Here is a 24,751-nt window from a genome sequence, read left to right as displayed (position 1 = left end):
GGGCGGGACAGGGCGAAGGGGGCCGTGCCGGTGACCTGCGCGGCGGGGGCCGGTGCCTGCATGACGCACACCTCTCGGTAGCGGTGAAGTGGACGATCGCGTGGGGCACACGACCACACAAGAACATATACGGTTAGGCTAACCTTTGGTGCTGCCACGTCGGGGTCGGTGTCGAACCGCATTCGCCCGGGTCGAGTCGGGCGAACGGGAGCTTTGACCCGTATTCGATTTCGGTTAGCCTAACCGAAATATCTCGGGTGTCGGGGGCCGGTGACGGCAGCGCCGGCGCATTCGTAGCAGAAGGAGAAGCATGCTGGATCGGGGAACGATTCTCGCCGACACCGCCCGGATTCTCGAGGTGGAGCCCGACGAGCTGGACCCGACGGCGAGCCTGGTCGACCAGGGTCTCGACTCGGTGCGTCTGATGGCGCTCGTCGAACACTGGCGCGGCGCCGGAGCCGACATCGATTTCGTGTCGCTGGCGTCCGCTCCCGATCTCGACCAGTGGTGCACGCTGCTCACGCGTTCCTGACCGTCTCACGTTCCGGGATTCCCCGGTAACGCAGAGGGTACCGCTGTCTCCACCCAGGGCTGCTGGTTCGCCCCACCCTTCGCCGCGACGCTCGAAGGACCCGAAGACTCCGCTTCGGGCCTTCGGGCAGGTCCGCCCGAACCTCTTGAAGGGCAGGCGAATCGCATGGTGGCTTCACAGTTCTCCGAGGTGCGTCCGCGACGGCGGGCCGCTGCAGCGGCGATCCTGACGACCGCGGCGTTCCTGACCGCCGGTGTCGTCACGGCGCCGTACGCCGCGGCGGATCCCGACGTGCGCTCGGATGCCGGGGAGATCCCGGACGGCCTGGACGACTTCTACACCCAGCAGATCGAGTGGGGTTCGTGCGACGGGTTCAGCACCGACGGATCCGACCTCAGCACGCTCGAGTGCGCGAAGGTGAACGTTCCCGTCGACTACGGCGATCCGCAGGGACAGACCGCGCAGATCGCGGTGTCCCGCATGGCGGCGACCGGTGAGAAGGTCGGTTCCCTGCTCGTCAATCCCGGTGGCCCCGGTGCCTCCGGGCTCGGCATGGCAGTGGTGGGGACCGGAACGCCGCTGGCCGAGCACTTCGACGTCATCGGGTTCGATCCGCGCGGCATCGGAGCGTCGACCCCGCAGATCGTGTGCCTGACCCCCGAGGAGAAGGACGAGGACAGGGCCGAGGCCGATCTCGACCGCAGCCCGGAGGCTATTGCCGAGGCAGAACAGGAGGCGCAGGAGTTCGCGGCACAGTGCGCCGAACGAACCGGCACGGACGTGCTCGCGAACGTCGGCACACGGGATGTCGCCCGGGACATGGACGTCCTCCGCGCGGTGCTCGGCGACCGGCAGCTCACCTACCTCGGCTACTCGTACGGCACCCGGCTCGGCACCGCCTACGCGGAGCAGTTCCCGCAGAACGTGCGCGCGATGGTCCTCGACGGCGCCCTCGATCCCCAGCAGAATTCCGACGAACAGGTGCTGAACCAGATGGCCGGATTCCAGCAGGCGTTCGCCGAGTTCGCAACGCGCTGCACGACACTCGCCGGGTGCCCGCTCGGGGACGATCCCGCCGGGGCGGTGCAGCGGTTCCGGGAACTCGTCGACCCCCTCGTCGACAGCCCGGCGGCGACTGCGGATCCGCGTGGCCTCAGCTACTCGGATGCGATGACGGGCGTGATCGCGGGTCTGTATTCGCCGAACATGTGGGAGCCGCTGATGGCGGGGCTCGACGAGCTGGCTGCGGGCAACGGCGACACGCTGCTCATGCTCGCCGACCTGTACGAGGGGCGATCCGCCGACGGCGCCTACTCGAACTCGGCGGAGGCGATGACCGCCGTGCGATGCGTCGACGATCCTGCCTCGACCGACCGGGCGGCGCTCGGTGAACTCGACACTCGCCTGCGCGAGGCCGCACCGTTCCTCGACGACGGTTACGGTTCCGGTCAGGCACCTCTCGACACGTGCGCGTTCTGGCCGGTGCCGCCGACGAGCACCCCGCACACCGTCGAGGTGTCGGGACTGGCACCGGTGCTGGTGGTGTCCACCACGGAGGACCCCGCGACGCCCTACCAGGCCGGTGTCGATCTGGCGGATCAGCTGGGCGGTGTCCTGGTCACCTACCGTGGCACCCAGCACGGGGTCGCGCTGACCGGACAGTGGTGCATCGACACCCCGGTCGTGTCGTACCTCGTCGACCTGACCGTGCCGGACGGCGACATCACCTGCTGATCGCTTCCCACCCACGGCGATGCAGCCCCGCACGACCGCCGGTCGTGTGGGGCTGCGGCGTCAGGATGCGTCGGCGGGGCGGCCCGGGATCGTCGCCGCCGCGACGGCCAGCGCGATCGTCGCGATCAGCACCGCGGAGAACACCGGATCGATCGACGCGGCGACCTGCCCGGCATCCGGGGCATCCGTACCCCCGGCCGCCGCGTTGGCCAACGCCCCGAACACCGCGACCCCGACGGCACTGCCCAGTCCGCGCGCGAACGCGTTCGCCCCGGTCGCGACGCCGCGCTCGGACCACCCGACGCTCGCCTGCGCCGCGATCAGCGAGGGGCTGGCGATCAGTCCCATCCCGAGACCGATGAGCACACAGCACGCCGCGACGTGCCAGATCTGCGAGTGCACGTCGAGCCGCGTCAGCAGGGCCGTGCCGCAGATCGCCGGTACCGCGCCGATCAGCGCGGTCACCCGGAACCCGACGCGCAGATACAACCGTCCCGACTGCGACGCCGCGACCGGCCAGCCCATGGTCAGCGTCGCCAGGGTGAACCCGGCGACCAGGGCAGTGGTGCCGAGCGCTCCCTGCACGAAGGCCGGAACGTACGACGTCAGGCCCATCACCACCGCGCCGACCATCACGGCGACCGCGCTCGTCGACAACAGCACCCGCCGCGTGAACACCCACACCGGCAGGATCGGATCCGCGGCCCGCCGCTCCACCAGGCCGAACACCACGAACAGGGCGGCCGACGCCAGGAAGATCGCCGCGCTCGGCACCGACGCCCACGCCCACGACTGGCCGCCCTCGAGCAGACCGAGGATCAGCAGCCCGGCGGCCAGCGCCAGAACCGTCGCGCCCGCCCAGTCGATCGGCCGACGTTCCGGCCGGTCCTCCGTCCGCGACTCGTCGAAGCTGCGGATGAGCACCCACGCCGCGAGCGCGCACAGCGGAAGGTTCACCCAGAAGATCCAGCGCCAGGATGCGAAGTCCGAGAAGATGCCGCCGATCGCGGGCCCGACGACCGAGGACATTCCCCACACGCTGGCGATGTAGCCCTGCGCCTTCGCGCGTTCGGCGACGGTATAGATGTCCCCGGCGATGGTCTGCGCCATCGGCAGCACCGCCCCCGCGCCGATGCCCTGCACCGCCCGGAACGCGATCAGCGCGGGCATGCTCCACGCCAGCGCACACAGCAACGATCCGAGAGCGAACACCGCGATCCCGAACAGCAGGACCGGTTTGCGGCCGAACACGTCGGACAGCTTGCCGTACACCGGCACGAGCACCGCCTGCGTCAGCAGATAGCTCGAGAACAACCACGGGAACTGGGTGAATCCGCCGAGGTCGGCGACGATCGTGGGGACGGCGGTCGCGAGGATGGTGCTCTCGAGCGCGACCAGCGCGGTCGCGAGCATCAGGGCCAGCAGGATCGGACCGCGTTCCGACCGGAACCCGACGTCCACATGTACCGTTCCCGCTGCCATCGTGCTCCCGTCGTCGATCGGATCGTGTCCGAGTGTCTTCGACATTGTCACGGATGGGAGATCTGTCACCGGCTTGGCGTGGATGTCGCCCGCGAGCACTAGGGTGACATCGTGCGTCCTTCACTCGAGTCCTACTCCCACCTCGCCGGCGGCAAGGTCCGCGACCTGTATGTCATCGACGACGAGCACCTGCTGCTCGTGGCCAGCGACCGGATCTCGGCCTACGACCACGTGCTCGCCACCCCGATTCCCGACAAGGGCCGGGTCCTCACCGCGATGAGCGTGTTCTTCTTCAACCTGCTCGACGCGAACAACCATCTCGCCGGTGAACCCGACGACGAACGCATCCCCGAAGACCTCCTGGGTCGTGCGCTGGTCGTCAAGCGGCTGCAGATGGTGCCCGTCGAATGCGTCGCCCGCGGCTACCTCACCGGTTCCGGCCTGCTCGACTACCAGGCCACCGGCTCGGTGTGCGGAGTGAAGCTGCCCGAGGGGCTCGTCGAGGCGAGCCGCCTGCCGGAGCCGATCTTCACCCCCGCCACCAAGGCCGACCTCGGCGACCACGACGAGAACATCAGCTTCGAGCAGGTCGCCGAGAAGGTCGGCCTGAACCTCGCGATGAAGCTGCGCCAGGACACCCTCGACATCTACGACCGCGCCGCGATGTACGCGTCCGAGCGCGGCATCCTGCTCGCCGACACCAAGTTCGAGTTCGGTCTCGACAAGGCCGGCAACCTGGTGCTCGCCGACGAGGTGCTCACCCCGGATTCGTCGCGCTACTGGCCCGCCGAGGAGTACGAGGAAGGCAAGGTGCAGCCGAGCTTCGACAAGCAGATCGTCCGCAACTGGCTGACCGGGCCGGAATCCGGCTGGGACCGCAAGTCCGACACCCCGCCGCCGGCGCTGCCGCAGCACGTCGTCGACAAGACCCGTGCCCGCTACATCGAGGCCTACGAGCGGATCTCCGGGCTGTCGTTCGACGACTGGATCGGGGGGCAGTGATGCCGGAGTCGGCACCCCTGTCGGCGCCCCCGGTCGCCAAGAAGGTTCCGATCGAGCGCACCCATCACGGACACACCTTCGTCGACGAGTACGAATGGTTGCGCGACAAGGAGAACCCCGACGTCATCGCATATCTCGAGGCCGAGAATGCGTGGACGGAACAGCAGACCGCGGACCTGGCGCCGCTGCGCGAGAAGATCTTCGACGAGATCAAGTCGCGCACGCAGGAAACCGACATGTCGGTGCCGACCCGGCTCGGCGACTGGTGGTACTACGCCCGCACCGCCGAGGGGAAGCAGTACGGAATCCAGTGCCGCTGCCCGATCTCCGGCCCCGACGACTGGACACCGCCGGAACCGGCGCCGGGCGTCGAGTTGCCCGGCGAGCAGATCCTGCTCGACGGCAACGCCGAAGCCGAGGGCCACGAGTTCTTCTCCATCGGCGCGTTCTCGGTCAGCCACGACGGCACGCTGCTCGCCTACTCGACCGACGTGGTCGGCGACGAGCGGTACACGCTGCGGTTCAAGAACCTCGTCTCCGGTGAACTGCTGCCCGACGAGATTCCCGGCACCGCGCCCGGCGCGACGTGGGCGATCGACCACACCCACGTCTTCTATCTCACCGTCGACGAGTCGTGGCGGCCGGACACGGTGTGGCGGCACCGCCTCGGTACCGACCGCAGCGAGGACGTGAAGGTCTTCCACGAACCGGACGAGCGGTTCTGGGTGTCGGTGGGCTCGACCCGCAGCGAGAAGTACCTGATGATCTGGGTCGGATCGAAGATCACCACCGAAGGGTGGGTCCTCGAATCCGAGAACCCGACAGGCGAATTCCGTGTGCTGCTGCCACGCCGTGAGGGTGTCGAGTACAGCGCGGAGCACGCCGTCGTCGCGGGTGAGGACCGATTCCTCGTGCTGCACAACGACGTCGATCCCGCCGGCGTGAAGGCCGAGAACTTCGTGCTCGCGGAGGCGCCCGTCGACGATCCGTCCGCACTGCACACCCTCATCGAGCACCGCGACGACGTGCGGCTCGAGGACGTCGACGCGTTCGCGGGTCACCTGGTCATCGGGTACCGGCGTGAGGCGCTGACCCGGCTCGCGGTGTGGCCGCTGACGGCCGACGGCTACGGCGATTTCACGGAGATCGAATTCGACGAGGAACTGTTCTCCGTCGGACCGGGCGCGAACCCCGAGTGGAACCAGCCGACGCTCCGCCTCGGGTTCACGTCGTTCATCACCCCGAGCCGGGTCTACGACCTCGTCGTCGACACCGGCGAACTGCTGCTGCGCAAGGCGCAACCGGTGCTGGGCGACTTCGATCCCACCCGGTACGAGCAGCGCCGGGAGTGGGCGGTCGCGGAAGACGGCACCCGGATTCCGCTGTCGATCGTGCAGCGCAAGGACCTGCCCGAGGGTCCCGCCCCGACACTGCTCTACGGCTACGGCTCGTACGAGGCCAGCATCGATCCCGGGTTCTCGGTGGCACGGCTGTCGCTGCTGGACCGCGGCATGGTGTTCGCGGTCGCCCACGTCCGCGGCGGCGGCGAGATGGGCCGGCACTGGTACGAGAACGGCAAGGCGCTCACCAAGAAGAACACCTTCACCGATTTCGTCGCGTGCGCGCAGCACCTGATCGACACCGGGGTGACGTCCCCGGATCGTCTGGTCGCGGACGGCGGCAGCGCGGGCGGTCTGCTCATGGGTGCGGTCGCGAACCTCGCGCCCGAGTTGTTCGCGGGCATCCTCGCGAACGTGCCGTTCGTCGATCCGCTGACCTCGATCCTCGATCCGTCGCTGCCGCTGACCGTCATCGAGTGGGACGAGTGGGGCAACCCGCTCGACAATCCCGAGGTGTACGCGTACATGCGCTCGTACAGCCCGTACGAGAACGTCGAGGCCAAGGACTACCCGGCGATCCTGGCGATCACGAGCATCAACGACACCCGGGTGCTGTACGTCGAACCGGCCAAGTGGGTCGCCAAACTGCGCGCCACCAAGACCGGCGATGCGCCGCTGCTCCTCAAGACGGAGATGAGCGCCGGGCACGGGGGAGTGTCGGGCCGCTACGAGAAGTGGCGCGAGGTCGCGTTCGAGTTCGCATGGGTGCTCGCCACCTCGGGGGCCTACCGGCCCTGAGGGTTTCGTTCCCCAGCGGTTTCGTTCACCGCAGTTTCGTTCGCCGCACCGGCCGTCGTCGCGATCTTCGCGGCGGCGGCCGGTTCCTTTTCGCGGTCACGGTGGACGAGGACGGGATTCGTCCGCGATTGCGGAGATCGTGGGCGTGCGCACCGAACCGTCGGTGCCCGACCCGAAGGAGAGCCCCATGACCGTCCTCGTCACCGGCGCAACCGGATCCGTCGGCCGCCTGCTCATCGATACGCTCCTCGCGCGCGGCGAATCCGTCCGCGCGATCACCCGCACCCCCGACACTGCTGCACTGCCCGACGCCGTCGAGGTCGTCGGCGGCGACCTCTCGATCCCGGGCGGAGTCCCCGGGGCCGCCTTCACCGGCGTGGACCGCGCGTTCGTGTTTCCCGCGGCCGGCGTCGACGCGTTCGTGGACGACGCCGTGGAGCACGGCGTCGAGAAGTTCGTGGTGCTGTCGTCGCTCGCTGCGGCACAGGAGTTTCCGCGTGACGTCGGGTCCGCCAGCCAGGTTCATCACAGCGCGGTCGAGTCGGCGGTGACCGAGCGCACCGACAACTGGACGATCCTGCGCCCCGGCACGTTCGCGGCCAATCTGCTGTCCTGGGCGTGGTCGATCCGGTCCGGCGCGCCGATCCGGGCACCGTACGTGCGCTCCGCGCAGGCACCGATCCACGAGGCGGATGTCGCCGATGCGGCCGTCGCCGCCCTCACCGACGACCGCTGGATCGGGCAGGCCGTTGCGCTGAGCGGTCCCCGCTCGCTCACGCGCACACAGCAAGTCGAGGCTCTCGGCGCCGGACTGGGCCGCGCCCTCACTCTGGTCGAGATCTCCCCGGACGAGTTCCGCGCCGAGACGGCGCAGTTCCTCGACGACGGCATCCTGCGGATGCTCCTCGACTACTGGCGCGACACCGTCGAGGTCCCGGACGCGGTGCGCCCGGGCGTCGCCGACCTCACCGGCCGGCCGGGCCGCACCCTCGAACAGTGGGCGCGCGACCACCGCGCCGACTTCGGCGTGGAGATTCGGTCGTCAGGTATCGCACCTAGATAACTAGGCTGTCCTATTGACACATGTGCGTCGCCCGTCCTACGCTCAGCCGAGCTTTGTGTGATCCATGTCACTACCTCAGCATCCGACGCCCGCGTCGTGAACGAAGGATGGAAGCCTCATGTCCAAGACGTGCAGATCCGCCGGTCGAACCTCGGTCCTACGGGCCGGCATGCTCCTCGCGATTCCCGCGCTGATCGCCGGGACGGCCTGCGGCACGGACAGTGCCGAGGACTCGGGTGGCAGCTCGGTCGAGGCGCCGGAGGGCGCCTTCGCCGACAACCCGGCCACCGGTACACCGATCAAGATCGGGCTGATCAACCCCGAAGGTGGACCGGCGATTTCGATGCCGGAGAACCGGCAGGCGGCGGAGGCGGCCGCCGAGTACGCCAATGCGCATCTCGGGGGCGTCGCCGGGCACCCGATCGAGGTCGTTTCCTGTGCGGCCAAGGAGGACCCGGCGTCCAACCAGGACTGTGCCAACCAGATGGTGGAGCAGGGCGTCTCGGCGGTCGTCGTCACCACCTCCGGAAACGGTGCCGCGATGGTCCCGATCATCACCGGGGCCGGCATCCCGTATCTCACGACTTCCGGGACGAGCGCCGCGGAGCTGACGACACCCGGAACCTACGTGCTGAGCCCCGGTTTCCCGGGTGCCCTCGCGGGCATGGCGGCATACGCTGCCGAACAGGGGTACAAGAAGGTCGCCGCGTACGTGATCGACACCGGTACGGTGATCGCCTCGACGGAGGCGGTGGGTAAGGGCACATTCGACGCGGCGGGTGTGGAGCTGCAGGTCGCTCCGGTGACACCCGGAACTCCCGATTCCACACCGCAGGTCAGCGCGGGGCTCGCGGACGGGACCGAGGCGGTCGCGGTGATCGGTGACGGGACGATGTGCACGTCCGTGCTCAAGTCCCTGCAGACACTCGGTGCAACCCAGGCGAAAATGGTCATCCAGCCGTGCCTCGACCCCGCGGTCGTCGACGCGGTCGGCGATACGCTCGACGGGTCGCTGGTCTTCATCGGCGCCGACATCGATTCCGACGGGCCCGAAGCGGTCCTCTACCGTGCGGTGATGGATGAGTACGCCCCCGATGTGGAGATCGGTGGATTCACGAGCACCGGCTATGCGGCGATGCTCGGATTGATCCGTGCCGCACAGGGTGTGCAGGGTGAACCGACCGCGGCCGCGGTGAACGAGGCGATCAAGACCGCCAAGGACGTTCCCATGCCGGCGGCGGACGGCATCACGTTCACCTGTGACGGCACGGCGATGCCGATGATGCCCACCGTGTGCAGCAACAAGATGATCCGGGCAACTGTTGCCGAGGGCGGCCAGGTCACCTCGCCGGTCGTCGTCGGATGACCCGCTGGGTAAGGGAACACATCGTGGCGCGACGTGCCGTTCGGGCACCGGGAAACGAGTGAGTGATGTCCGAGCACTTCGCTTTCCTCGCACTGGGGTTGGGCAACGGCGCCGTGTACGCGGCGCTGGGGCTCGCCCTGGTGATGACCTTCCGTAGCTCGGGCGTGGTCAACTTCGCCACCGGCGCGATCGCCCTGTACGTGGCCTACACGTACGGGCTGCTCCGGAAAGGTGAGTTGCTCAACCCGATTCCCGGAATGCCGACGACGGTGGACGTGGGCGGGCCGTGGGGATTCGTCCCCGCGGCTCTCCTGTCGCTCCTGATCGCGGCGCTGCTGGGAGTGTTCCTCTACGCGGCCGTGTTCCGGCTCGTGCGGAACGCACCCCCGGTGGCCAAGGCGGTGGTGTCGATCGGCGTCATGCTGGTCATCCAGGCGCTGCTGGCGATCCGTGTCGGGACGACACCCGTGTCGGTCAAGCCCATCCTGCCGAACGGTGCCGTCACGCTCCTCGGCGTCCGGATTCCCGAGGATCGTCTGTGGTTCGCGGTGATCGTCGTCGCGATGACGGTGATTCTCGTCGCTCTGTTCCGTTACACCCGTTTCGGTTTGGCAACTCGCGCGGCTGCCGAATCGGAGAAGGGTGCGCTCGTCACCGGACTCTCACCCGACCGGATCGCCCTCGGCAACTGGGCGCTGAGCACCGTGGTGGCGGGCATCAGCGGCATCCTCATCGCGCCGATCGTTCCGCTCGTCCCGGTGTCCTACACGCTCTTCGTGATTCCCGCACTCGCGGCCGCGCTGGTCGGGAACTTCACCGCGATGGGACTGACCGTGGCCGCCGGTTTCGCCATCGGGATGTTGCAGTCGGAGATGACCCACCTGCAGGCGACGGTGGACTGGTTCCCGCGGGCGGGAATGGCCGAACTCGTGCCGCTCGCACTCATTCTCGTCTTCCTCGTCTTCCGGGGAAAACCACTGCCGACACGTGGTGCGATCGTGAAGTCCACCCTGGGACGGGCGCCGCGTCCGCAGAAGATCCTGCTGCCGGCGATCGCCGGCGTCGTTGTCGCGGTCCTGGCGCTACTTCTCACCTCGGGAAGCTTCCGCGGGGCGGTCATCATCAGTATCATCCTCGCGGTCGTGGGGCTGTCGCAGGTCGTGGTGACGGGTTTCGCGGGACAGATCTCGCTGGCCCAGCTGACCCTGGCCGGTGTCGGGGCATTCTCGTTGAGCCGGTTGACGGTCGATCTGGGCATTCCGTTCCCGATCGCGCCGATCCTCGCGGCTATGGTGGCGACGGTGATCGGCGTGATCGTCGGGCTCCCCGCCCTCCGGATCCGTGGCTTGCCGGTCACGGTGGTCACTCTCGCCCTGGCGGTGTTCCTGGAATTCGTGTGGTTCCGGAACACCGCGCTGAACGGCGGAATGGGAGGAGCGCCGGTCGCGAAACCGACCCTGTTCGGAATCGACCTGTCGATCGGATCCGGGGCGGGCTACCCGCGGACGGTGTTCGGGTTCCTCTGCCTATTCGTCCTCGTGATCGTCGCGCTGGCGGTGGTCAAATTGCGAACGGGCCGGTTGGGTGCTGCCATGCTCGCCGTTCGCGCCAACGAGCGCGCCGCGGCCGCGTCCGGGATCAACGTGGCGCGAACGAAACTCGCGGCGTTCGCGATCGGCGCGTTCATCGCCGGACTCGGCGGATCCCTGATGGCCTACCAGCAGACGGTGGCAACCGCCGAGTCGTACTCCACCATCGGCGGGATCGCGATGTTCGCGATGATCTACATCGCGGGCGTCACGCTGGTGAGCGGTGGCATCCTCTCGGGGGTGCTCGGTGCCGGCGGTGTGGTGTTCGTCCTCATGGACCGGCTGCTGGGATTCGCGGACTACTACGCGCTCATCGGCGGTGTCCTGCTGGTCCTCACGGTGATCGGTTACCCCGAGGGCATCGCCGGTCAGGTGGTCGTGCAGATGCAGCGGCTCCGAGGCCGGTTCGGTTCCGGAACCGGCTCGAAGACAGAAGATCTCGACGATATCGGAAGCGGCGCGACCGCGTCCGGGGCGGAGTTGCCCACGGTCTCCGCGGACAGCGACACCGCCGGGAAGGTGGTCCTCGCCGCGGACGGCCTCACGGTGACCCACGGAGCCGTCACTGCACTGGCCGACTTCGCCACCGAAGTGCGGTCCGGCGAGATCGTCGGACTCATCGGGCCCAACGGTGCGGGAAAGACGACCTGCATCGACGCGTTGAGCGGATTCGCGAAGGCTGGAGGGTCGGTTGCGCTCGGGGACAAGCGGATCGACGACCTTCCACCGCACCGGCGGAGTCGGCTCGGACTGGGCCGGACGTTCCAGGACATGTCGCTCTACGACGATCTCTCGGTTCGGGAGAATGTCGCCGTCGGTACGTTCGCCGCCGGCGGGTGGCGACGTGGGAAGGAGTCGGTCGAATGGAGAGACTCCCTGTTCCGGATGCTCGGTCTCACCGCGCTGGTCGACCGCCCGGTCGGTGAGTTGTCGCAGGGACGCAAGCAATTGGTCTCGGTCGCCCGCGCGCTGGCGGGACAACCGCAGGTGCTGCTGCTCGACGAACCCGCCGCAGGTTTGGCGACTGCCGAGAGTCGTTGGCTCGGAGAGAAATTGAAAGTGGTCCGGGATGCGGGCGTGACGATCGTCATCGTCGACCACGACATGGACCTGGTCCTCGAACTGTGCGATCGCATCGTGGTCCTCGATCTCGGCCGGGTGATCGCGAACGGTACCCCGGCCGAGATCCGGACGAACGCGGACGTGGTCGCGGCGTATCTCGGTGCGACCCAGAGCAAGGCGGAATCGGGCACATGACGACGACGATGATGAACTGCGACGGTCTCTCTGCGGGCTACGTCCGGGGCAGGGCGTGTGTGCGCGATGTCGGCTTCGAGCTCCGGGCCGGCGAGATCATGGCCGTGCTCGGGCCCAACGGGGCGGGCAAGACGACCCTGCTGATCACCCTCGCCGGGTTGCTGACGCCCCTCGCCGGGACGGTCGAACTCGACGGGGTACGGATCAAGCCGGGCAGCGCCCGAACCGCATCGAAGGCGGGGATCGTGCTCGTCCCGGACGATCGGGCGCTGTTCACCGGACTGACGGTGACCGAGAACCTTCGCCTCGCGCGCAGGCCGGGTGGCACCACGATCGCGGAGGTGATCGACTACTTCCCGCAGTTGGGCGAACGGCTCGACGTGTCGGCGGGCCTGCTGTCCGGCGGGGAGCAGCAGATGCTCGCGATCGGGCGCGCGTTCATGCAGGCACCGAAGGTCCTGCTGATCGACGAGCTGAGCATGGGACTGGCGCCGGTGATCGTCGAGTCGCTGCTGCCGGTGATCCGGCGCTTCGTCGACGAACGGCAGGTTGCCGCCGTGCTGGTCGAACAGCACGTGCACATGGCGCTCACCGTCGCCGACCGCGCGCTGGTGCTCCGGCACGGCGAGGTGACCACGACCGGCGCCGCGGCCGACCTCGCCGCGGCACCGGACGTGCTCGAGCGGGCCTATCTCGGGCATGCGGCAGGCACGGACTCGGTCGTCTACTGAGGCCGCCCTGCCGCGACGAACCGCTGGTGCAGTTCCCCGATGCCCTCGATCCAGGTGTCGAGTGTCTCGCCGGGCTGCAGGAACCGCTGGGGGTCGCGGCCCATGCCGACGCCGGCAGGGGTCCCGGTGAAGATCACGTCTCCGGGATACAGCGTGACGTTCTCCGACAGGGCGGCGATCAGGGCGGGCACCGGGAAGATCATGTCCCGCGTCCGGCCCCGCTGGACCTCGTCGCCGTCGATCCGGCACCCGAGTTCGAGATCGTCCGGGTCGGCGAACTCGTCCGGGGTGACCAGCCACGGACCCTGCGGCGCGAAGCCCGGGAACGACTTGGCGAGACCGAACTGCGGTGCGGGACCACGCATCTGGGCCACGCGTTCGGAGATGTCCTGTCCGACGGTCACGCCGGCGAGGTGCGACCACGCGTCGGTCTCGGCGATCCGGTGCCCCTGTCGTCCGATGACGACGACGAGTTCGACCTCCCAGTCGACGTTGCCACCGTCCGGGATGACGACCTCGGTATCGGGACCGGAGAACGACGAGACGTACTTGGTGAACACCGGAGGCAGGTGCGTCGGCGCCTCCATACCGGATTCGGCGGCGTGCTCGCGATAGTTCAGTCCGATCGCGAACACCTGCCGCGGTGCGGGCGACGGGGCGCCGAGGCGGGTGCGGTCGATCGCCGTCGTGGTCGTGCCTGCCGGGTCCACCTCGGAGGCCCAGGCCCGCACCTCGTCCCACGACGTGAAGACCGAGGGCAGATCCGGACCGAACCTGTCGTCGGACGCGGTGGCGATATCGACTGCGCGCTCGTCGCCGGGATCACCGACGACGAGGACGGCACGGTTGTCGAGGTTGGCGATGCGCACGGTTCGTTCTCCTTGGGGGCTCCGGCTGAGCGTTCCCACTACTACTACCGGACTCGGACCACCCGGGAATCACACCGGCCCTCCGCACCGGTTCGGGGACGGTCGTGGCTCGTCGGTTCTCGGGTCAGCTGCCGAACAGCGCGTTCGTCAACGTCGTCTCGGCCGTGAGATCGAGGCCGTCGGCGGACTTGCCCACCGCGACCTCGTACGTCCCTTCGGTGATGCGCCACTTGCCGGCAGTGCCGTCGAAGCGCGCGAGGAGTCGCGGCTCGGCAACCAAGGTCACTCGGTGCGATGTGCCGGGTTGTAACTCGACGCGTTCGAAGCCGAGCAGCCGCTGCCGCCGATCGCCTCGGTGAGGTACAGCGTCCGCTGTCACAACCGGTGCAGGAATCCGACCCATCCTCCTGTGCACCGGCTCCGAATCGCTGATGGACGCTCGGAGGAGCGTTTGCGCGTCGATCCGATCGACGTGTGGGAACGAGAAGGAGAACCCATTCGTGCGAGCCCTGGTCGAAGCTGCTTTCCTCGCTGTCCACACGCCTCTCGTCGAGGCCTACACCTGGCTGCTGTCGGTGGTGCCGATGTAGGAACCGGCACTCCTCGGCCCACGGCGGAATCGCCCCGGTGTCCCGTCGACGATCGGAAGGAGAACGCTCCATGACTGCTGCGAGCGGTAACGCCCAACCCGGCAAGGAATCCCGCCCTGTCCGGACCGAGAGGAGTTTCCTCGACATGTTCGTCCAGGCGTGCAACCGAAACGATGTGTCCTACACCGATTCGGCGCGGTCGGCTCGGGACCTGGATGCAGCACGACGGGACCGGGACTGAGCCGGTAATCCCTGCCCCTCCCGTGACGGGAACCGGCACCGGGTCAGCCCGGATGCCGGTTCCCGTCACCCGGGGTGGGGCGGGGATTGCGGGCGTAGCGGACCTGAGGGCGGCCGGCCCGGCCGTACTCGGTGATGCGGACGAGCAGACCGTCGTCGGCAAGACGTTCGAGGTACCGCCACGCCGTCACACGCGATACCCCGACCGCTGTCCCGACCTCGGCGGCGGTGCGGGGACCGTCCGCCTCGCGGAGGAACCCGGCGATCCGGTCGAGGGTCGCGGGGGAGATGCCCTTCGGCGCGGACGCCTTTGTGTTCGACGTGCGCAGCGCGGCCATCGCCCGATCGATATCGTGTTGCGCGACTGCGGTTTCCGCTGAACCCAGCGCGGTGCGGTAGGCGACGTAGTGCTCGAGCTTGTCGCGCAGCGCGGCGAACGTGAACGGCTTGAGCAGATACAGCACGATGCCGCGGGACACGGCGGTGCGGACCACTTCGAGATCCCGGGCCGAGGTCACGGCGATGATGTCCGGGCTCGGCCGCAACCCTCCCAGTGATGCCGCCACGTCGAGCCCGCTCATGTCGGGCAGGCCGATGTCGAGCAGGACCAGGTCGATCGGTTCGCCACGGCGTACGGCCGCCGTCGCCGCCCGCAGTGCGGCGGTGCCGGTGTGCACCTCGTCGACCACCTCGAATCCCGGTATCCGCCCGAGGTATTCGCGGTGGGCCTGCGCGATGAGCGGTTCGTCCTCGACGATGAGCACTCGGATCACGAGCGACCCCCGAGGGGAATTTCCGCGACGATCATGGCGCCGAGGGACGGTTCGGTGCGCAGGACCCCGCGGTGGCGGGCGACGACCTGCGCGACCAGTGCCAGCCCGAGTCCGCGATGTTCGGATTTCGTCGAATATCCGCGCTGCATCGCCTGCGCCAGGGTGTCCGGCGACATTCCCGGCCCGCTGTCGGCGACCTCGACGATCATCGTCGAATCCTCTTCACGAACAGTGACTTCCACCCACGGTTCGTCGGCGGCGCGGGACGCGTCGATCGCGTTGTCGATCAGGTTCCCGACGAGAGTGACGAGGTCGCGGGACGGCACCGACGGCACCGGACCGAGCGCGGTGTCCTCCGTGACGGTCAGTTCGACGCCGCGCTCGGCGGCCTCGTCGACCTTGCCGAGCAGCAGCGCCGCGAGCGCCGGTTCGGCGACGTCGGCGGTCAACCGGTCGATGAGGTTCTGGGACACCGCCAGCTCGCGCGTCGCGAACGCCACGGCCTCCTCGGACCGGCCCAGCTCGACCATCGTGATGATCGTGTGCAACCGGTTCGCCGACTCGTGGGCCTGGGCCCGCAGCGACTCGGCGAACCCGCGCACCGAATCCAGCTCTCCGAGCGCGCCGCGCAACTCGGTGTGATCGCGCAGGGTCACGACTGTCCCGATCCGCCGGCCCTCCCACTGCACCGCGTCGCTGCCCACCACCAGCACCCGGTCCCGGGTCAGGTGCACCTCGTCACGCACCTCCTCGCCGGTCGCGAGCCTGCGCAGGGTCTCCGGCAGCGACTCGAACGACACCGGCCCGGACCGGAGGCCGAGCAACCTGCGGGCCTCGTCGTTGACGACGTCGACGCGCGGTGTCCCACCGCCCGACGTGCCGAACACGACCAGGCCCTCACCGATCGCGCGCAGCACCGCGTCGTGATGCTCGTACATGCGCAGCAACTGGTCCGGATTCAGCCCCAGCGTCTGCCGCCGCAGCCGGCGGGCGATGAGCACGGCGCCGGCCGCGGTCACCGCCAGCCCCGCCGCGACGACCGCGACGATGCCGGGCAGGCCGCGCAGGAAGGCCTCGGAGATGCGCTCCCGGGTCACCCCGACCGACACGAACCCGGCGAGCGTGCCGTCGTCCGCGTACACCGGGGCGATCGTCCGGATCGACGGCCCGAGACTGCCGGTGTACGTCTCGCTGTACGTCTGCCCGGCACGGGCCTGCTCGATGTGGCCGGTGTAGGGAAGCCCGATCTGCTCGGGCACGGGATGGGTCACCCGGATCCCGTCCGGGTCGACGACCACGACGAAATCGACGCCCGTGGAGGTGCGGATCCGCTCGGCGAGCGGCTGCAGCGCCGCGGTCGGATCGGGGGACCGCAGACCTTCGGCGACGTCGGGGAGCTGGGCGGTGGTCACCGCGACATCGGTCACGGCCAGGCGGGTCGTGGCGTCGGCGTCGCGGCGTTCGTCGACGACGAACAGCGCCCCTGCGGCGATCGTGACCACGGTGAACACCACGAGCTGCAGGATCAGTAGCTGCCCCGCCACGCTCATCGGCCGGCGTGTGCCGTGACGGTTCACCGGCGACCTCCCGTGAACACTATGTACGCAATCTTCTCCGTGCGCCGACCCACCATCACCATTTTGGTAGGTGGAAGTGATACCGGTCACCACCCGGGCGTGGAACATCCCTACCAGGGTCCCGCAGCAGCCGGCCGTACCACGGTCGAATCCCGAGTCCTACCGGCTGCCACCGAATCCGTATCCGTGATCGAAGGGCAACCCATGAGCACCACAGCAGTGTCTCTGCGCAAGGACCGGGCGTCCCGGCGCAAGGACCGGACCCACTGGCTGTACATCGGCGTCGTCGTCGCCGTTGTCGCCGGTGTGCTGGTCGGCTGGCAGGCACCGGACGTCGGCAAGTCTCTCGGCATCCTCGGCACCACGTTCGTCGACCTCATCAAGATGATGATCAGCCCGGTCATCTTCTGCACCATCGTGCTGGGAATCGGCTCGGTGCGCGCGGCCGCCAGCGTCGGCCGCATCGGTGGTCTCGCCCTGATCTACTTCGTCGGCATGTCGACGGTCGCGCTCGGCATCGGCCTGTTCGTCGGCAACCTGCTCGACCCGGGCAGCGGTCTGACCCTGGACGCATCCACCGCATCCTCCGGTGCGGCACTGGCCGAGAAGGCCCACGAAGCCGGCGGCACCGCCGAGTTCATCTCCGGGATCATCCCGACCTCGATGCTGTCCGCGCTCACTTCCGGCAGCGTGCTGCAGACCCTGTTCGTCGCGCTGCTCGTGGGCTTCGCGATCCAGGGCATCGGCAAGTCCGGTGAGCCGATCCTGCGTGGCGTCGCGCACGTGCAGAAGCTCGTGTTCAAGATCCTGACGATGATCCTGTGGCTGGCCCCGATCGGCGCGTTCGGCGCGATCGCCAATGTGGTCGGGCAGACCGGCCTGAGCGCGGTCCTCCAGCTCGGTGCGCTGATGCTCGCGTTCTACCTGACGTGCCTGGTGTTCGTGTTCGGTGTCCTCGGCACGTTGCTGCGCGCGGTCGCCGGGGTCTCGGTGTTCAAGCTGGTCCGCTACCTGGCCCGCGAATACCTGCTCATCTTCGCGACGTCCTCGTCCGAGTCGGCGCTGCCGCGCCTGATCGCCAAGATGGAGCACCTGGGCGTGCAGCGCACCACCGTCGGTGTCGTCGTACCCACCGGCTACTCCTTCAACCTCGACGGCACCGCGATCTACCTGACGATGGCCGCGCTGTTCGTCGCCGACGCGATGGGCCGCCCGCTCGCGCTGGCCGAGCAGCTGTCGCTGCTGGTGTTCATGATCATCGCGTCGAAGGGTGCGGCCGGGGTGACCGGCGCCGGGCTCGCCACCCTCGCCGGTGGGCTGCAGAGCCACCGCCCGGACCTCGTCGACGGGGTCGGCCTGATCGTCGGTGTCGACCGGTTCATGTCCGAGGCGCGTGCCGTCACGAACTTCTCCGGCAACGCCATCGCGACCCTGCTGATCGGCACGTGGACCAAGACCGTGGACCGTGCCCGCGTCGACGAGGTGCTGGCCGGCCGGTTGCCGTTCGACGAGTCGATGCTCGGCGACGACGACGGTCACCCGGTCCCGGAGAAGGAACCGCAGCTGCAGAAGGTCGCCGTGTAGCGCGACCCGTATCCGCCCGCCGCGGCCCGGACTCCCCACGGAGTCCGGGCCGCGCCTGTGTCCGGGGTCCGGTCACAGGCGCAGCGGCTTGACGGGGGAGTAGAGGAGGGACGGGTCGGAGCGCCAGTCGACGTCGGGAACGTCGATGTACAGCTCGATCTCGTTGCCGTCGGGATCTGCGATGTAGAGGCTGTGGGTGATGCCGTGATCGCTGGCCCCGAGGATCGGAACCCCGGCTTCCCGCAACTGGGCCAGGGCCGCGCGCAGTTCGTCGTCGCTGTCGCCGATCTTCAGGCCGAAGTGGTACATCCCCACCCGGCGTCCGGCGGGCAGGGCGGCGGCGTCGGGCCCGACCTCGATGAGCAGCAGTTCGTGATGGGTTCGGTTCGACGGTGCGGAGAACGCGGCGACCGGCATCGCGGGTGCACCGTCCGCCGTCAGCCGGCGCCAGCCGAGGACCTCGCCGTAGAAGTGCGCCGAGCGGGTGATGTCGCGGACGTAGAGGACGACATGGCCCAGTTCCTTGATCTCCATGAACTTCCTTGCGGTGTGGTTGTCCGGGCTGTGCGCTGTCGACCTGGGTGCGGCTGGCACGGTAGGTGGGCCGGACCGGATCGGGCAGTTCGCGGTACCGGTCGAGATACCTGGTGACCGCCGGAGCGTATCCGATCGTGCCGCGCTGTGAGTCGATCCGCCGGCCGGGAGGAAACCGATGCGACCGGGAACGTGGCCGGGATTCGTGCACCGAGCAAACTCCGCAATCACAGCGGGCCGACTACGTTGGTCCGCATGACCACACCTCTTCAGGACATCGCGATCAACACCCTCGCCGGTGAGCCCACGTCCCTCGCCGCATTCGACGGCCACGCGCTGCTCGTCGTCAACGTCGCCTCCAAGTGCGGCCTGACGCCGCAGTACACGGCGCTGGAACAGCTGGCGAAGAACTACGCGGACCGCGGCCTGATCGTGGTGGGTGTGCCCTGCAACCAGTTCATGGGCCAGGAACCGGGCACCGCCGAGGAGATCCAGGAGTTCTGCTCCACCACCTACGGAGTCACCTTCCCGCTGCTCGAGAAGATCGAGGTCAACGGCGAGAACCGGCACCCCCTGTACGCGGAGCTGACCAAGCACGCCGACGCAGACGGCGAGGCCGGGGACATCCAGTGGAACTTCGAGAAGTTCGTGATCGCACCCGACGGCACCGTCGTCGACCGGTTCCGTCCGCGCACCGAACCGGACGCCCCCGAGGTCGTCGCCGCGATCGAGGCCGTGCTGCCGGTCTGACCTGAAGCCATGTTCTCGAACGAAGCGCGCGACGCGCTGTACGACATCATCCGCATGCGCCGTGACGTGCGCGCCGAGTTCGCCGGTGAAACCGTCGACGAGGATGTGCTGTGGCGCATCCTCGCCGCGGCCCACCACGCGCCCAGCGTCGGCAACACCCAGCCCTGGGACTTCGTCGTCGTGCAGGACCGGCAGCGGCTCGAAGCGTTCGCCGAGCACGTCGCCGGATGCCGCCAGGCGTTCGCCGATTCGCTCCCGGAGGACCGCCGCCGCACCTTCGACCCCATCAAGATCGAGGGGATCGTCGAGTCCCGTACCGGCATCGTCGTCACCTACGACCCGGAACGCGGCGGTAAGCACATCCTGGGCCGGCACACCATCGACGACTCCGGGTTGTTCTCCGCGGTCCTCGCGATCCAGAACCTGTGGCTCGCCGCGACCGCGGAAGGGCTCGGCGTCGGATGGGTGTCGTTCTACGACGAACCGTTCCTCACCGAGTTCATCGGTGCGGAAGGCGCGGTGCGGCCGATCGCGTGGCTGTGCGTCGGGCCGGTCACCCGTCTCCAGGAGGTACCGGACCTGGAACGCTTCGGCTGGCGCCGCGGCCGTCCGCTGACCGACGCCGTGCACCGCGACCGCTTCGGCGGCGCCTACGACACGCCGGACACCGCCGAAGCCTGAGTCACGGCAGCCCGAGTCGCAGCCGCCCGGGTCACAGCGCGGTCGCGACCTTCCAGGCCGAACGGATCGCGCCCTCGATGTATCCGACGTCGCCCGCATCGCCGACGACCCGCACGTCCGTCCCGGACCCGGCGAGGTCGTCGGCGAGCGGCGCCGCCGCCGACACTCCCGACGCCATCACGACCAGATCGGCAGGGGCGGTGAGGGTTTCGGTACCGACCTGGAACTCGACCGCGTCCGGGGTGATGCGCTGGACGGTCGCGTGCCGGTGGACGGTCACCCCGACCTCCCCGGCATGACGAACCGCGGTCCAGCGCCGCGGCATCGCCATCGGCACACCCAGCTGCTGACCTTCTTCCAGCAGCGTCACCTGCCGGCCCCGCTCGGCCAGGAACTCGGCGAGTTCGAGGCCCACCAGCGAGCCACCGATCACCACGACGTTCCGGCCCACGGGCAGGAACTTGCGGGTCACCGAGCGAACTGCACCGGGCCGCTTCGTGATTCCCGACAGCGCACCGAGCTTGCCCGCCGTCCGCAGGAACCACGGCTGACCGGAAACATCACCGCTGCCGGTCATCAACGCCCGCAGCGTGTCGCCGGTGTGCACGTGCGGCAGATCGCCCCCGGGCACACCCGGGCGCTCGCGCACCGCGCCGGTCGCGATCACCACGACATCGGGGTTCAGTGCCTGGATCGACGCCGCGGTGGCCTCGGTCTTCAACCGGACGTCGATGCCGAGCCGCCGGACCTCGGCGGTCAGCCAGTTCAGCAGGCGCTCGTTGTCGGGGGTGGTCAGCGTCGAGAACCACAGGGTGCCGCCGAGCCGATCAGTCTTGTCGAGCACCGTGACGTGATGGCCGCGTTCGGTTGCGATGCGCGCAACCTCGAGACCCGCGGGCCCGGCACCCACGACGACGACCCGCTTCGCGGCGGCGGTCCGCACGAACGGCACCAGCGTCTCGTTGCCCAGCGCCGGATTCACCGCGCACACGGGGGTACCGTCCCAGAAGTTCTCCTGAACGCACACATAGCAATTGATGCAGGGACGCACCTGCTCCGGGGTTCCGGCCTTCAGTTTGCCGACGAGATCGGGATCGGCCAGCAGCTGGCGGCCCATCGCGACGAAATCCGCCTTGCCGTCGGCGATGGTCTGCTCACCCACCTCGGGAAGCATCCGGCCCACCGCGATCACCGGGATCGACACCGCCCGCTTCACCTCCGCGGCCAGGTCGGTGTACGCGCCCACCGTGTTCGGAAGCGGACCGTCGGTGAAGTTGGAGAACGGATTCCGGGCCCATCCGGTGACATGGATGGCGTCCGCGCCGGCCTTCTCGAACAGCACCGACGCCTGCACGGCCTCGGCGGTGGTCAATGCGCCGGCCTCCCCGTACTCGCGTCCGGCGACACGCACGATCACCGCCAGCGAGTCGCCCACCTCGTCCTTGACGGCCCGGATCACCTCGCACGCCAGCCGTGCCCGGTTCTCGAGCGAGCCGCCGTACTCGTCGGTGCGCCGGTTGTCGGCGCGGGACAGGAACGCACCGAGCACATAGCCGTGCGCGCAATGGATTTCGACCGCGTCGCCGCCGGCAGCCTTCACGCGGGCCGCGGCCTCGGCGAAACACTTGATCAGCCAAGGGATGTCGTCGGCGTCGGCCTCGTGGAAAGTGGCCTGCTTGCCCTGCACGACGCTCGCCATCTTCTGCAGTTCCTCGCCGGTGTTGTCGGCGAGCGCGCTCATGTCGGGGCCGGCCTGCGGCGTCGACGGCACCAGCAGCGGACGGTCCTGGACGGTGTCGATCCGGGCGACCTTGCCGTGGTGGGTCATCTGCACGCACAGTTTGCTGCCGGACACGTGCACGGCGTCCGCCAGCGCCTTCAGCCCGGGGATGAACCGGTCCTCGGACAGGCCCGGTTCCTTGGTGCTCGCGCACCCGATCGGATACGCGACCGCGCAGCATCCGGTGATGATCAATCCGGTGCCGCCCGCGGCGCGCGCCGCGAAATGATCGATGTCGCCCTGCTCGATCTCGCCGTCCACGCACAGATTCATGTCCATCGCGGGCAGCACCACCCGGTTGGCCAGGGTGAGCGGGCCGATGGTGCCGGGGGAGAGCAGATGCGGGTACGTCTTCTGGCGGGTCGTCACGGGCCGACGCTAAACCGCGTCGGCGCCGGGGCAGGACGGCCGTCTTGGTGAACGGGACCTCGTCGTTCGGTGGGAGTTGTTCAGTGGCGGGTCAGCACGACCGGCACCCGCGTGAACCCGCCCGCCGGATACGCCGCGTGCTCCGGAACCGCGCCGGTCGCGGTGATGTTCGTGGTCGCGGCGAGCAGTTCGTCGACCAGTGCGGTGAGCTCGAGTCGCGCGAGCGGCGCACCCGGACAGTTGTGGATGCCGCGTCCGTAAAGCAGGTTCGCGGCCGGGTCGCGGTCGAGGCGGAACTCGTCGGGGTCACCGAAGACGGCCTCGTCGCGGTTCGCCGACGCCCACAGCACTATGATCCGTTCCCCGGCCGGGATGCGGCGGTCCGCGACGGTCACCTCCCGGGTGGTGCGACGGCGGTTCGCGATCAGCGGTGCCTGCATCCGCAGGATCTCGTCGCACGCGGCACCGATCCGGTCGGGTTCGGCCCGCAGATGCTTCTGGACCTCCGGATTCGACGCGAGGAACGCGACCAGGATGCCGACGCACGCAGCGATCGTGCTCAGCTCGCCGACCGTCCAGTTGCGGATCATCGACACCAGCTCGGCATCGGTGAGCGGCCTGCCGTCGACCCGCTCGCCGAGCAGCTCCGCGGTCACGTCGGGAGTCCCGGTCGCCGGCCGACCACGGCGCTCGTCGAGCTGTTCGCGGATGTAGCCGTCGAACTCCAGCGCGATCGCCGACATCGCCGCCCGGTCGAGGGCGCGCGTCGCCTCCCGGTTCTTGCGCGTCCATTCGCGCAGCGGCTCGTGCAGACGGTCCGGCCACCCCATGAACCGGCACTGGATCCGGTTCGCGAACGGTTCGGCCAGGCCGGACATGATCTCGGCCTCGCCGGGCCCGAGTGCGTCGATCAGGTCGCGGGCCACCTCGCGGCACGCCGGTTCGAACGCGCGCATGCGGTCGGGCGTGAAGTACCGGTCGTTGATCGCCCGGAACGACGTGTGCTCCGGCGGGTCCATGCCGTTGGGCACCGACGGATGCGACGACACCGCATTGTTGAAGGTCGCGGGGTCGTCGAGGATTGCCACGACATCGGTGTGACGGAACACCGTCCAATCGCGGTAGGCGCTGTAGGCGACGGGGCAGCGGGCGCGCATCTCGTCGTACGCGGTGATCTGATCCGCCTGCACCTGTGGGGAACGCGGGTCCCAATCCACGTGCGGTTCGCTCTGATCGGACATGACACCTCGCTCCGGTCGGCAACGGATCCGATCCCAGTGTGCCCACCGCGCTGCTCTCGTCGCGCAGGTTTCAACCGGAGGACGATCTCCGTTCATCCGCGCCGGGCATCGTGATGGTCGTGAGCACGGAACTGATCGTGTCGGTGTCGGGAATCCGGGATGTCACCCGCGAAGCGGTCGACAGGTTCGCCCGCGAGATGGATGCGCGCGGAGTGCCGCTGTCGCTGCTCGTGGCGCCGCGGCTGAAGGACCACTACCGGCTGGTGCGCGACCCGGCGACCCAGGAATGGCTCCTCGAACGCCGGGAAGACGGCGACGCGATCGTGCTGCACGGCTACGACCAGGCCGCGACGAAACGCCGCCGCGCCGAATTCTCGGCGCTGCGCGAGCACGAGGCGCGGCTGCGGCTGCTCGCCGCCGATCGCGTGCTCGAGGCAACGGGACTGCGCACCCGGCTGTTCGCCCCGCCCCGCTGGGTCGCCTCGGCCGGGGCGGTCGCCGCACTGCCGCAGACCGGGTTCCGCCTCCTGGCCGACGCCACCGGCGTGCACGACCTCGACCGGGGCACCGTGGAGCAGGCGCGCGTGTTCGGGATCGGCGACGGGGCGCGCGCCGAACCGTGGTGGTGCCGCGCCATGGTCATCGGCGCCGCGCGGGTCGCGCGGCGCGGCGGACTGCTGCGCCTGGCGATCTCCGGGCCGCAACTGAGCAAACCCGGACCGCGGCAGGCCATCGTCGACGCCGTCGACATCGCGCTGCACCACGACGCGCAGCCGACCGTGTACCGCTGGCAGCCGCGGGCTCTCGGCCACGTCGCGTGATGCCGTTCGACCTCTCCCGTCGTACCGGGACCGGCCGGTAGTGTCTGC

General features: G+C 69.0%; 20 protein-coding genes and 1 pseudogene. 13 read left to right on the top strand and 8 right to left on the bottom strand.

The annotated features are described in order from the left end of the window. Nucleotides 1-310: 310 nt before the first annotated feature. Nucleotides 311-532, top strand: a complete 222-nt coding sequence (locus tag M1M07_RS06470; protein ID WP_197251837.1) for a phosphopantetheine-binding protein — start codon at nt 311-313, stop codon at nt 530-532. Nucleotides 533-697: 165 nt separating this feature from the next. After that, nucleotides 698-2,266 (top strand): alpha/beta hydrolase, encoded by a 1,569-nt coding sequence (locus tag M1M07_RS06465; RefSeq protein ID WP_248673609.1) that lies wholly within the window; start codon nt 698-700, stop codon nt 2,264-2,266. Between the two features lie 60 nt (nt 2,267-2,326). Here the strand turns inward: M1M07_RS06465 and M1M07_RS06460 are convergent, their stop codons facing one another. Further along, on the bottom strand, nt 2,327-3,748 hold the full coding sequence (locus tag M1M07_RS06460; protein ID WP_197251849.1) for an MDR family MFS transporter: 1,422 nt from the start codon (nt 3,746-3,748) through the stop codon (nt 2,327-2,329). A 111-nt stretch (nt 3,749-3,859) separates the two neighbouring features. Here M1M07_RS06460 and M1M07_RS06455 point away from each other — a divergent pair, with 111 nt between their 5' ends. From M1M07_RS06455 to M1M07_RS06430, 6 genes are all read left to right on the top strand, one after another. After that, on the top strand, nt 3,860-4,750 hold the full coding sequence (locus M1M07_RS06455; protein WP_197251839.1) for a phosphoribosylaminoimidazolesuccinocarboxamide synthase: 891 nt from the start codon (nt 3,860-3,862) through the stop codon (nt 4,748-4,750). Continuing rightward, on the top strand, nt 4,750-6,888 hold the full coding sequence (locus M1M07_RS06450; RefSeq protein ID WP_248673608.1) for a S9 family peptidase: 2,139 nt from the start codon (nt 4,750-4,752) through the stop codon (nt 6,886-6,888). The genes M1M07_RS06455 and M1M07_RS06450 overlap by 1 nt, the downstream gene beginning before the upstream one ends. Before the next feature lie 187 nt (nt 6,889-7,075). Next, nucleotides 7,076-7,951 carry an SDR family oxidoreductase gene (locus M1M07_RS06445; protein ID WP_248673607.1) on the top strand — a complete coding sequence of 292 codons (876 nt, stop codon included), beginning with the start codon at nt 7,076-7,078 and terminating at the stop codon, nt 7,949-7,951. A 118-nt stretch (nt 7,952-8,069) separates the two neighbouring features. Then, nucleotides 8,070-9,317 (top strand): ABC transporter substrate-binding protein, encoded by a 1,248-nt coding sequence (locus M1M07_RS06440; protein ID WP_197251842.1) that lies wholly within the window; start codon nt 8,070-8,072, stop codon nt 9,315-9,317. A gap of 65 nt (nt 9,318-9,382) precedes the next feature. Then, complete coding sequence (locus tag M1M07_RS06435; RefSeq protein ID WP_248673606.1) at nt 9,383-12,163, top strand: branched-chain amino acid ABC transporter permease/ATP-binding protein; 2,781 nt, start codon at nt 9,383-9,385, stop codon at nt 12,161-12,163. After that, nucleotides 12,160-12,894 carry an ABC transporter ATP-binding protein gene (locus M1M07_RS06430; RefSeq protein WP_248673605.1) on the top strand — a complete coding sequence of 245 codons (735 nt, stop codon included), beginning with the start codon at nt 12,160-12,162 and terminating at the stop codon, nt 12,892-12,894. Before M1M07_RS06435 ends, M1M07_RS06430 begins: the two co-directional genes overlap by 4 nt. Here M1M07_RS06430 and M1M07_RS06425 read toward each other — a convergent pair. Both M1M07_RS06425 and M1M07_RS06420 read right to left on the bottom strand, forming a co-directional pair. Beyond that, nucleotides 12,888-13,763 carry a fumarylacetoacetate hydrolase family protein gene (locus M1M07_RS06425; RefSeq protein ID WP_248673604.1) on the bottom strand — a complete coding sequence of 292 codons (876 nt, stop codon included), beginning with the start codon at nt 13,761-13,763 and terminating at the stop codon, nt 12,888-12,890. The genes M1M07_RS06430 and M1M07_RS06425 overlap by 7 nt on opposite strands. A gap of 124 nt (nt 13,764-13,887) precedes the next feature. Continuing rightward, nucleotides 13,888-14,109 (bottom strand): annotated as a pseudogene (locus M1M07_RS06420) (fibronectin type III-like domain-contianing protein); the annotation flags it as partial. 314 nt (nt 14,110-14,423) lie between these two features. Here M1M07_RS06420 and M1M07_RS06415 point away from each other — a divergent pair. Then, entirely contained in the window at nt 14,424-14,594 is a 171-nt protein-coding gene (locus M1M07_RS06415; protein WP_248673603.1) for a hypothetical protein, read from the top strand. Between the two features lie 43 nt (nt 14,595-14,637). Here the strand turns inward: M1M07_RS06415 and M1M07_RS06410 are convergent, their stop codons facing one another. Together M1M07_RS06410 and M1M07_RS06405 are read right to left on the bottom strand one after the other, a co-directional pair. Next, entirely contained in the window at nt 14,638-15,366 is a 729-nt protein-coding gene (locus tag M1M07_RS06410) for a response regulator (RefSeq protein ID WP_248673602.1), read from the bottom strand. Further along, nucleotides 15,363-16,916: an ATP-binding protein gene (locus M1M07_RS06405; RefSeq protein WP_248673601.1), complete on the bottom strand. Its 1,554-nt coding sequence runs from the start codon at nt 16,914-16,916 to the stop codon at nt 15,363-15,365. The genes M1M07_RS06410 and M1M07_RS06405 overlap by 4 nt, the downstream gene beginning before the upstream one ends. A gap of 231 nt (nt 16,917-17,147) precedes the next feature. On the opposite strand from M1M07_RS06405, the gene M1M07_RS06400 reads away from it, so the two are divergent. Beyond that, on the top strand, nt 17,148-18,527 hold the full coding sequence (locus tag M1M07_RS06400) for a cation:dicarboxylase symporter family transporter (RefSeq protein WP_197251848.1): 1,380 nt from the start codon (nt 17,148-17,150) through the stop codon (nt 18,525-18,527). A gap of 72 nt (nt 18,528-18,599) precedes the next feature. Here the strand turns inward: M1M07_RS06400 and M1M07_RS06395 are convergent, their stop codons facing one another. Further along, nucleotides 18,600-19,061 (bottom strand): VOC family protein, encoded by a 462-nt coding sequence (locus M1M07_RS06395; RefSeq protein ID WP_248673600.1) that lies wholly within the window; start codon nt 19,059-19,061, stop codon nt 18,600-18,602. Between the two features lie 255 nt (nt 19,062-19,316). Between M1M07_RS06395 and M1M07_RS06390 the strand changes: the two genes are divergently transcribed. Both M1M07_RS06390 and bluB read left to right on the top strand, forming a co-directional pair. Continuing rightward, a complete protein-coding gene (locus M1M07_RS06390) occupies nt 19,317-19,811 on the top strand; it encodes a glutathione peroxidase (protein WP_197253426.1) in 495 nt (164 codons plus the stop codon). A gap of 9 nt (nt 19,812-19,820) precedes the next feature. Then, the gene (gene bluB / locus M1M07_RS06385; RefSeq protein WP_197253424.1) at nt 19,821-20,492 is read left to right on the top strand and encodes a 5,6-dimethylbenzimidazole synthase; all 672 of its coding nucleotides are present in this window, start codon (nt 19,821-19,823) and stop codon (nt 20,490-20,492) included. A 31-nt stretch (nt 20,493-20,523) separates the two neighbouring features. Here bluB and M1M07_RS06380 read toward each other — a convergent pair whose 3' ends face one another. Then, entirely contained in the window at nt 20,524-22,641 is a 2,118-nt protein-coding gene (locus M1M07_RS06380; protein WP_248673599.1) for an FAD-dependent oxidoreductase, read from the bottom strand. 80 nt (nt 22,642-22,721) lie between these two features. Then, a complete protein-coding gene (locus tag M1M07_RS06375; protein ID WP_248673598.1) occupies nt 22,722-23,882 on the bottom strand; it encodes a cytochrome P450 in 1,161 nt (386 codons plus the stop codon). A gap of 119 nt (nt 23,883-24,001) precedes the next feature. Between M1M07_RS06375 and M1M07_RS06370 the strand changes: the two genes are divergently transcribed. Beyond that, the gene (locus M1M07_RS06370) at nt 24,002-24,703 is read left to right on the top strand and encodes a DUF2334 domain-containing protein (RefSeq protein ID WP_197253420.1); all 702 of its coding nucleotides are present in this window, start codon (nt 24,002-24,004) and stop codon (nt 24,701-24,703) included. Nucleotides 24,704-24,751: the final 48 nt, after the last annotated feature.

The sequence above is a fragment of the Rhodococcus sp. HM1 genome (assembly GCF_023218075.1).
Taxonomy (GTDB): Bacteria; Actinomycetota; Actinomycetes; order Mycobacteriales; family Mycobacteriaceae; genus Rhodococcus.
Note: the sequence above shows the minus strand (reverse complement) of the source record. Positions and strands in the feature narration are given on the sequence as shown.

What these genes read in the sequence shown, in the direction of transcription:
- M1M07_RS06400 (WP_197251848.1), top strand. Translation starts at nt 17,148, where the DNA reads ATGAGCACCACAGCAGTGTCTCTGCGCAAGGACCGGGCGTCCCGGCGC.
- M1M07_RS06435 (WP_248673606.1), top strand. Translation starts at nt 9,383, where the DNA reads ATGTCCGAGCACTTCGCTTTCCTCGCACTGGGGTTGGGCAACGGCGCC.
- bluB (WP_197253424.1), top strand. Translation starts at nt 19,821, where the DNA reads ATGTTCTCGAACGAAGCGCGCGACGCGCTGTACGACATCATCCGCATG.
- M1M07_RS06430 (WP_248673605.1), top strand. Translation starts at nt 12,160, where the DNA reads ATGACGACGACGATGATGAACTGCGACGGTCTCTCTGCGGGCTACGTC.
- M1M07_RS06390 (WP_197253426.1), top strand. Translation starts at nt 19,317, where the DNA reads ATGACCACACCTCTTCAGGACATCGCGATCAACACCCTCGCCGGTGAG.
- M1M07_RS06415 (WP_248673603.1), top strand. Translation starts at nt 14,424, where the DNA reads ATGACTGCTGCGAGCGGTAACGCCCAACCCGGCAAGGAATCCCGCCCT.
- M1M07_RS06445 (WP_248673607.1), top strand. Translation starts at nt 7,076, where the DNA reads ATGACCGTCCTCGTCACCGGCGCAACCGGATCCGTCGGCCGCCTGCTC.
- M1M07_RS06465 (WP_248673609.1), top strand. Translation starts at nt 698, where the DNA reads ATGGTGGCTTCACAGTTCTCCGAGGTGCGTCCGCGACGGCGGGCCGCT.
- M1M07_RS06405 (WP_248673601.1), bottom strand. Translation starts at nt 16,916, where the DNA reads ATGAGCGTGGCGGGGCAGCTACTGATCCTGCAGCTCGTGGTGTTCACC.
- M1M07_RS06470 (WP_197251837.1), top strand. Translation starts at nt 311, where the DNA reads ATGCTGGATCGGGGAACGATTCTCGCCGACACCGCCCGGATTCTCGAG.
- M1M07_RS06375 (WP_248673598.1), bottom strand. Translation starts at nt 23,882, where the DNA reads ATGTCCGATCAGAGCGAACCGCACGTGGATTGGGACCCGCGTTCCCCA.
- M1M07_RS06460 (WP_197251849.1), bottom strand. Translation starts at nt 3,748, where the DNA reads ATGGCAGCGGGAACGGTACATGTGGACGTCGGGTTCCGGTCGGAACGC.
- M1M07_RS06450 (WP_248673608.1), top strand. Translation starts at nt 4,750, where the DNA reads ATGCCGGAGTCGGCACCCCTGTCGGCGCCCCCGGTCGCCAAGAAGGTT.
- M1M07_RS06395 (WP_248673600.1), bottom strand. Translation starts at nt 19,061, where the DNA reads ATGGAGATCAAGGAACTGGGCCATGTCGTCCTCTACGTCCGCGACATC.
- M1M07_RS06440 (WP_197251842.1), top strand. Translation starts at nt 8,070, where the DNA reads ATGTCCAAGACGTGCAGATCCGCCGGTCGAACCTCGGTCCTACGGGCC.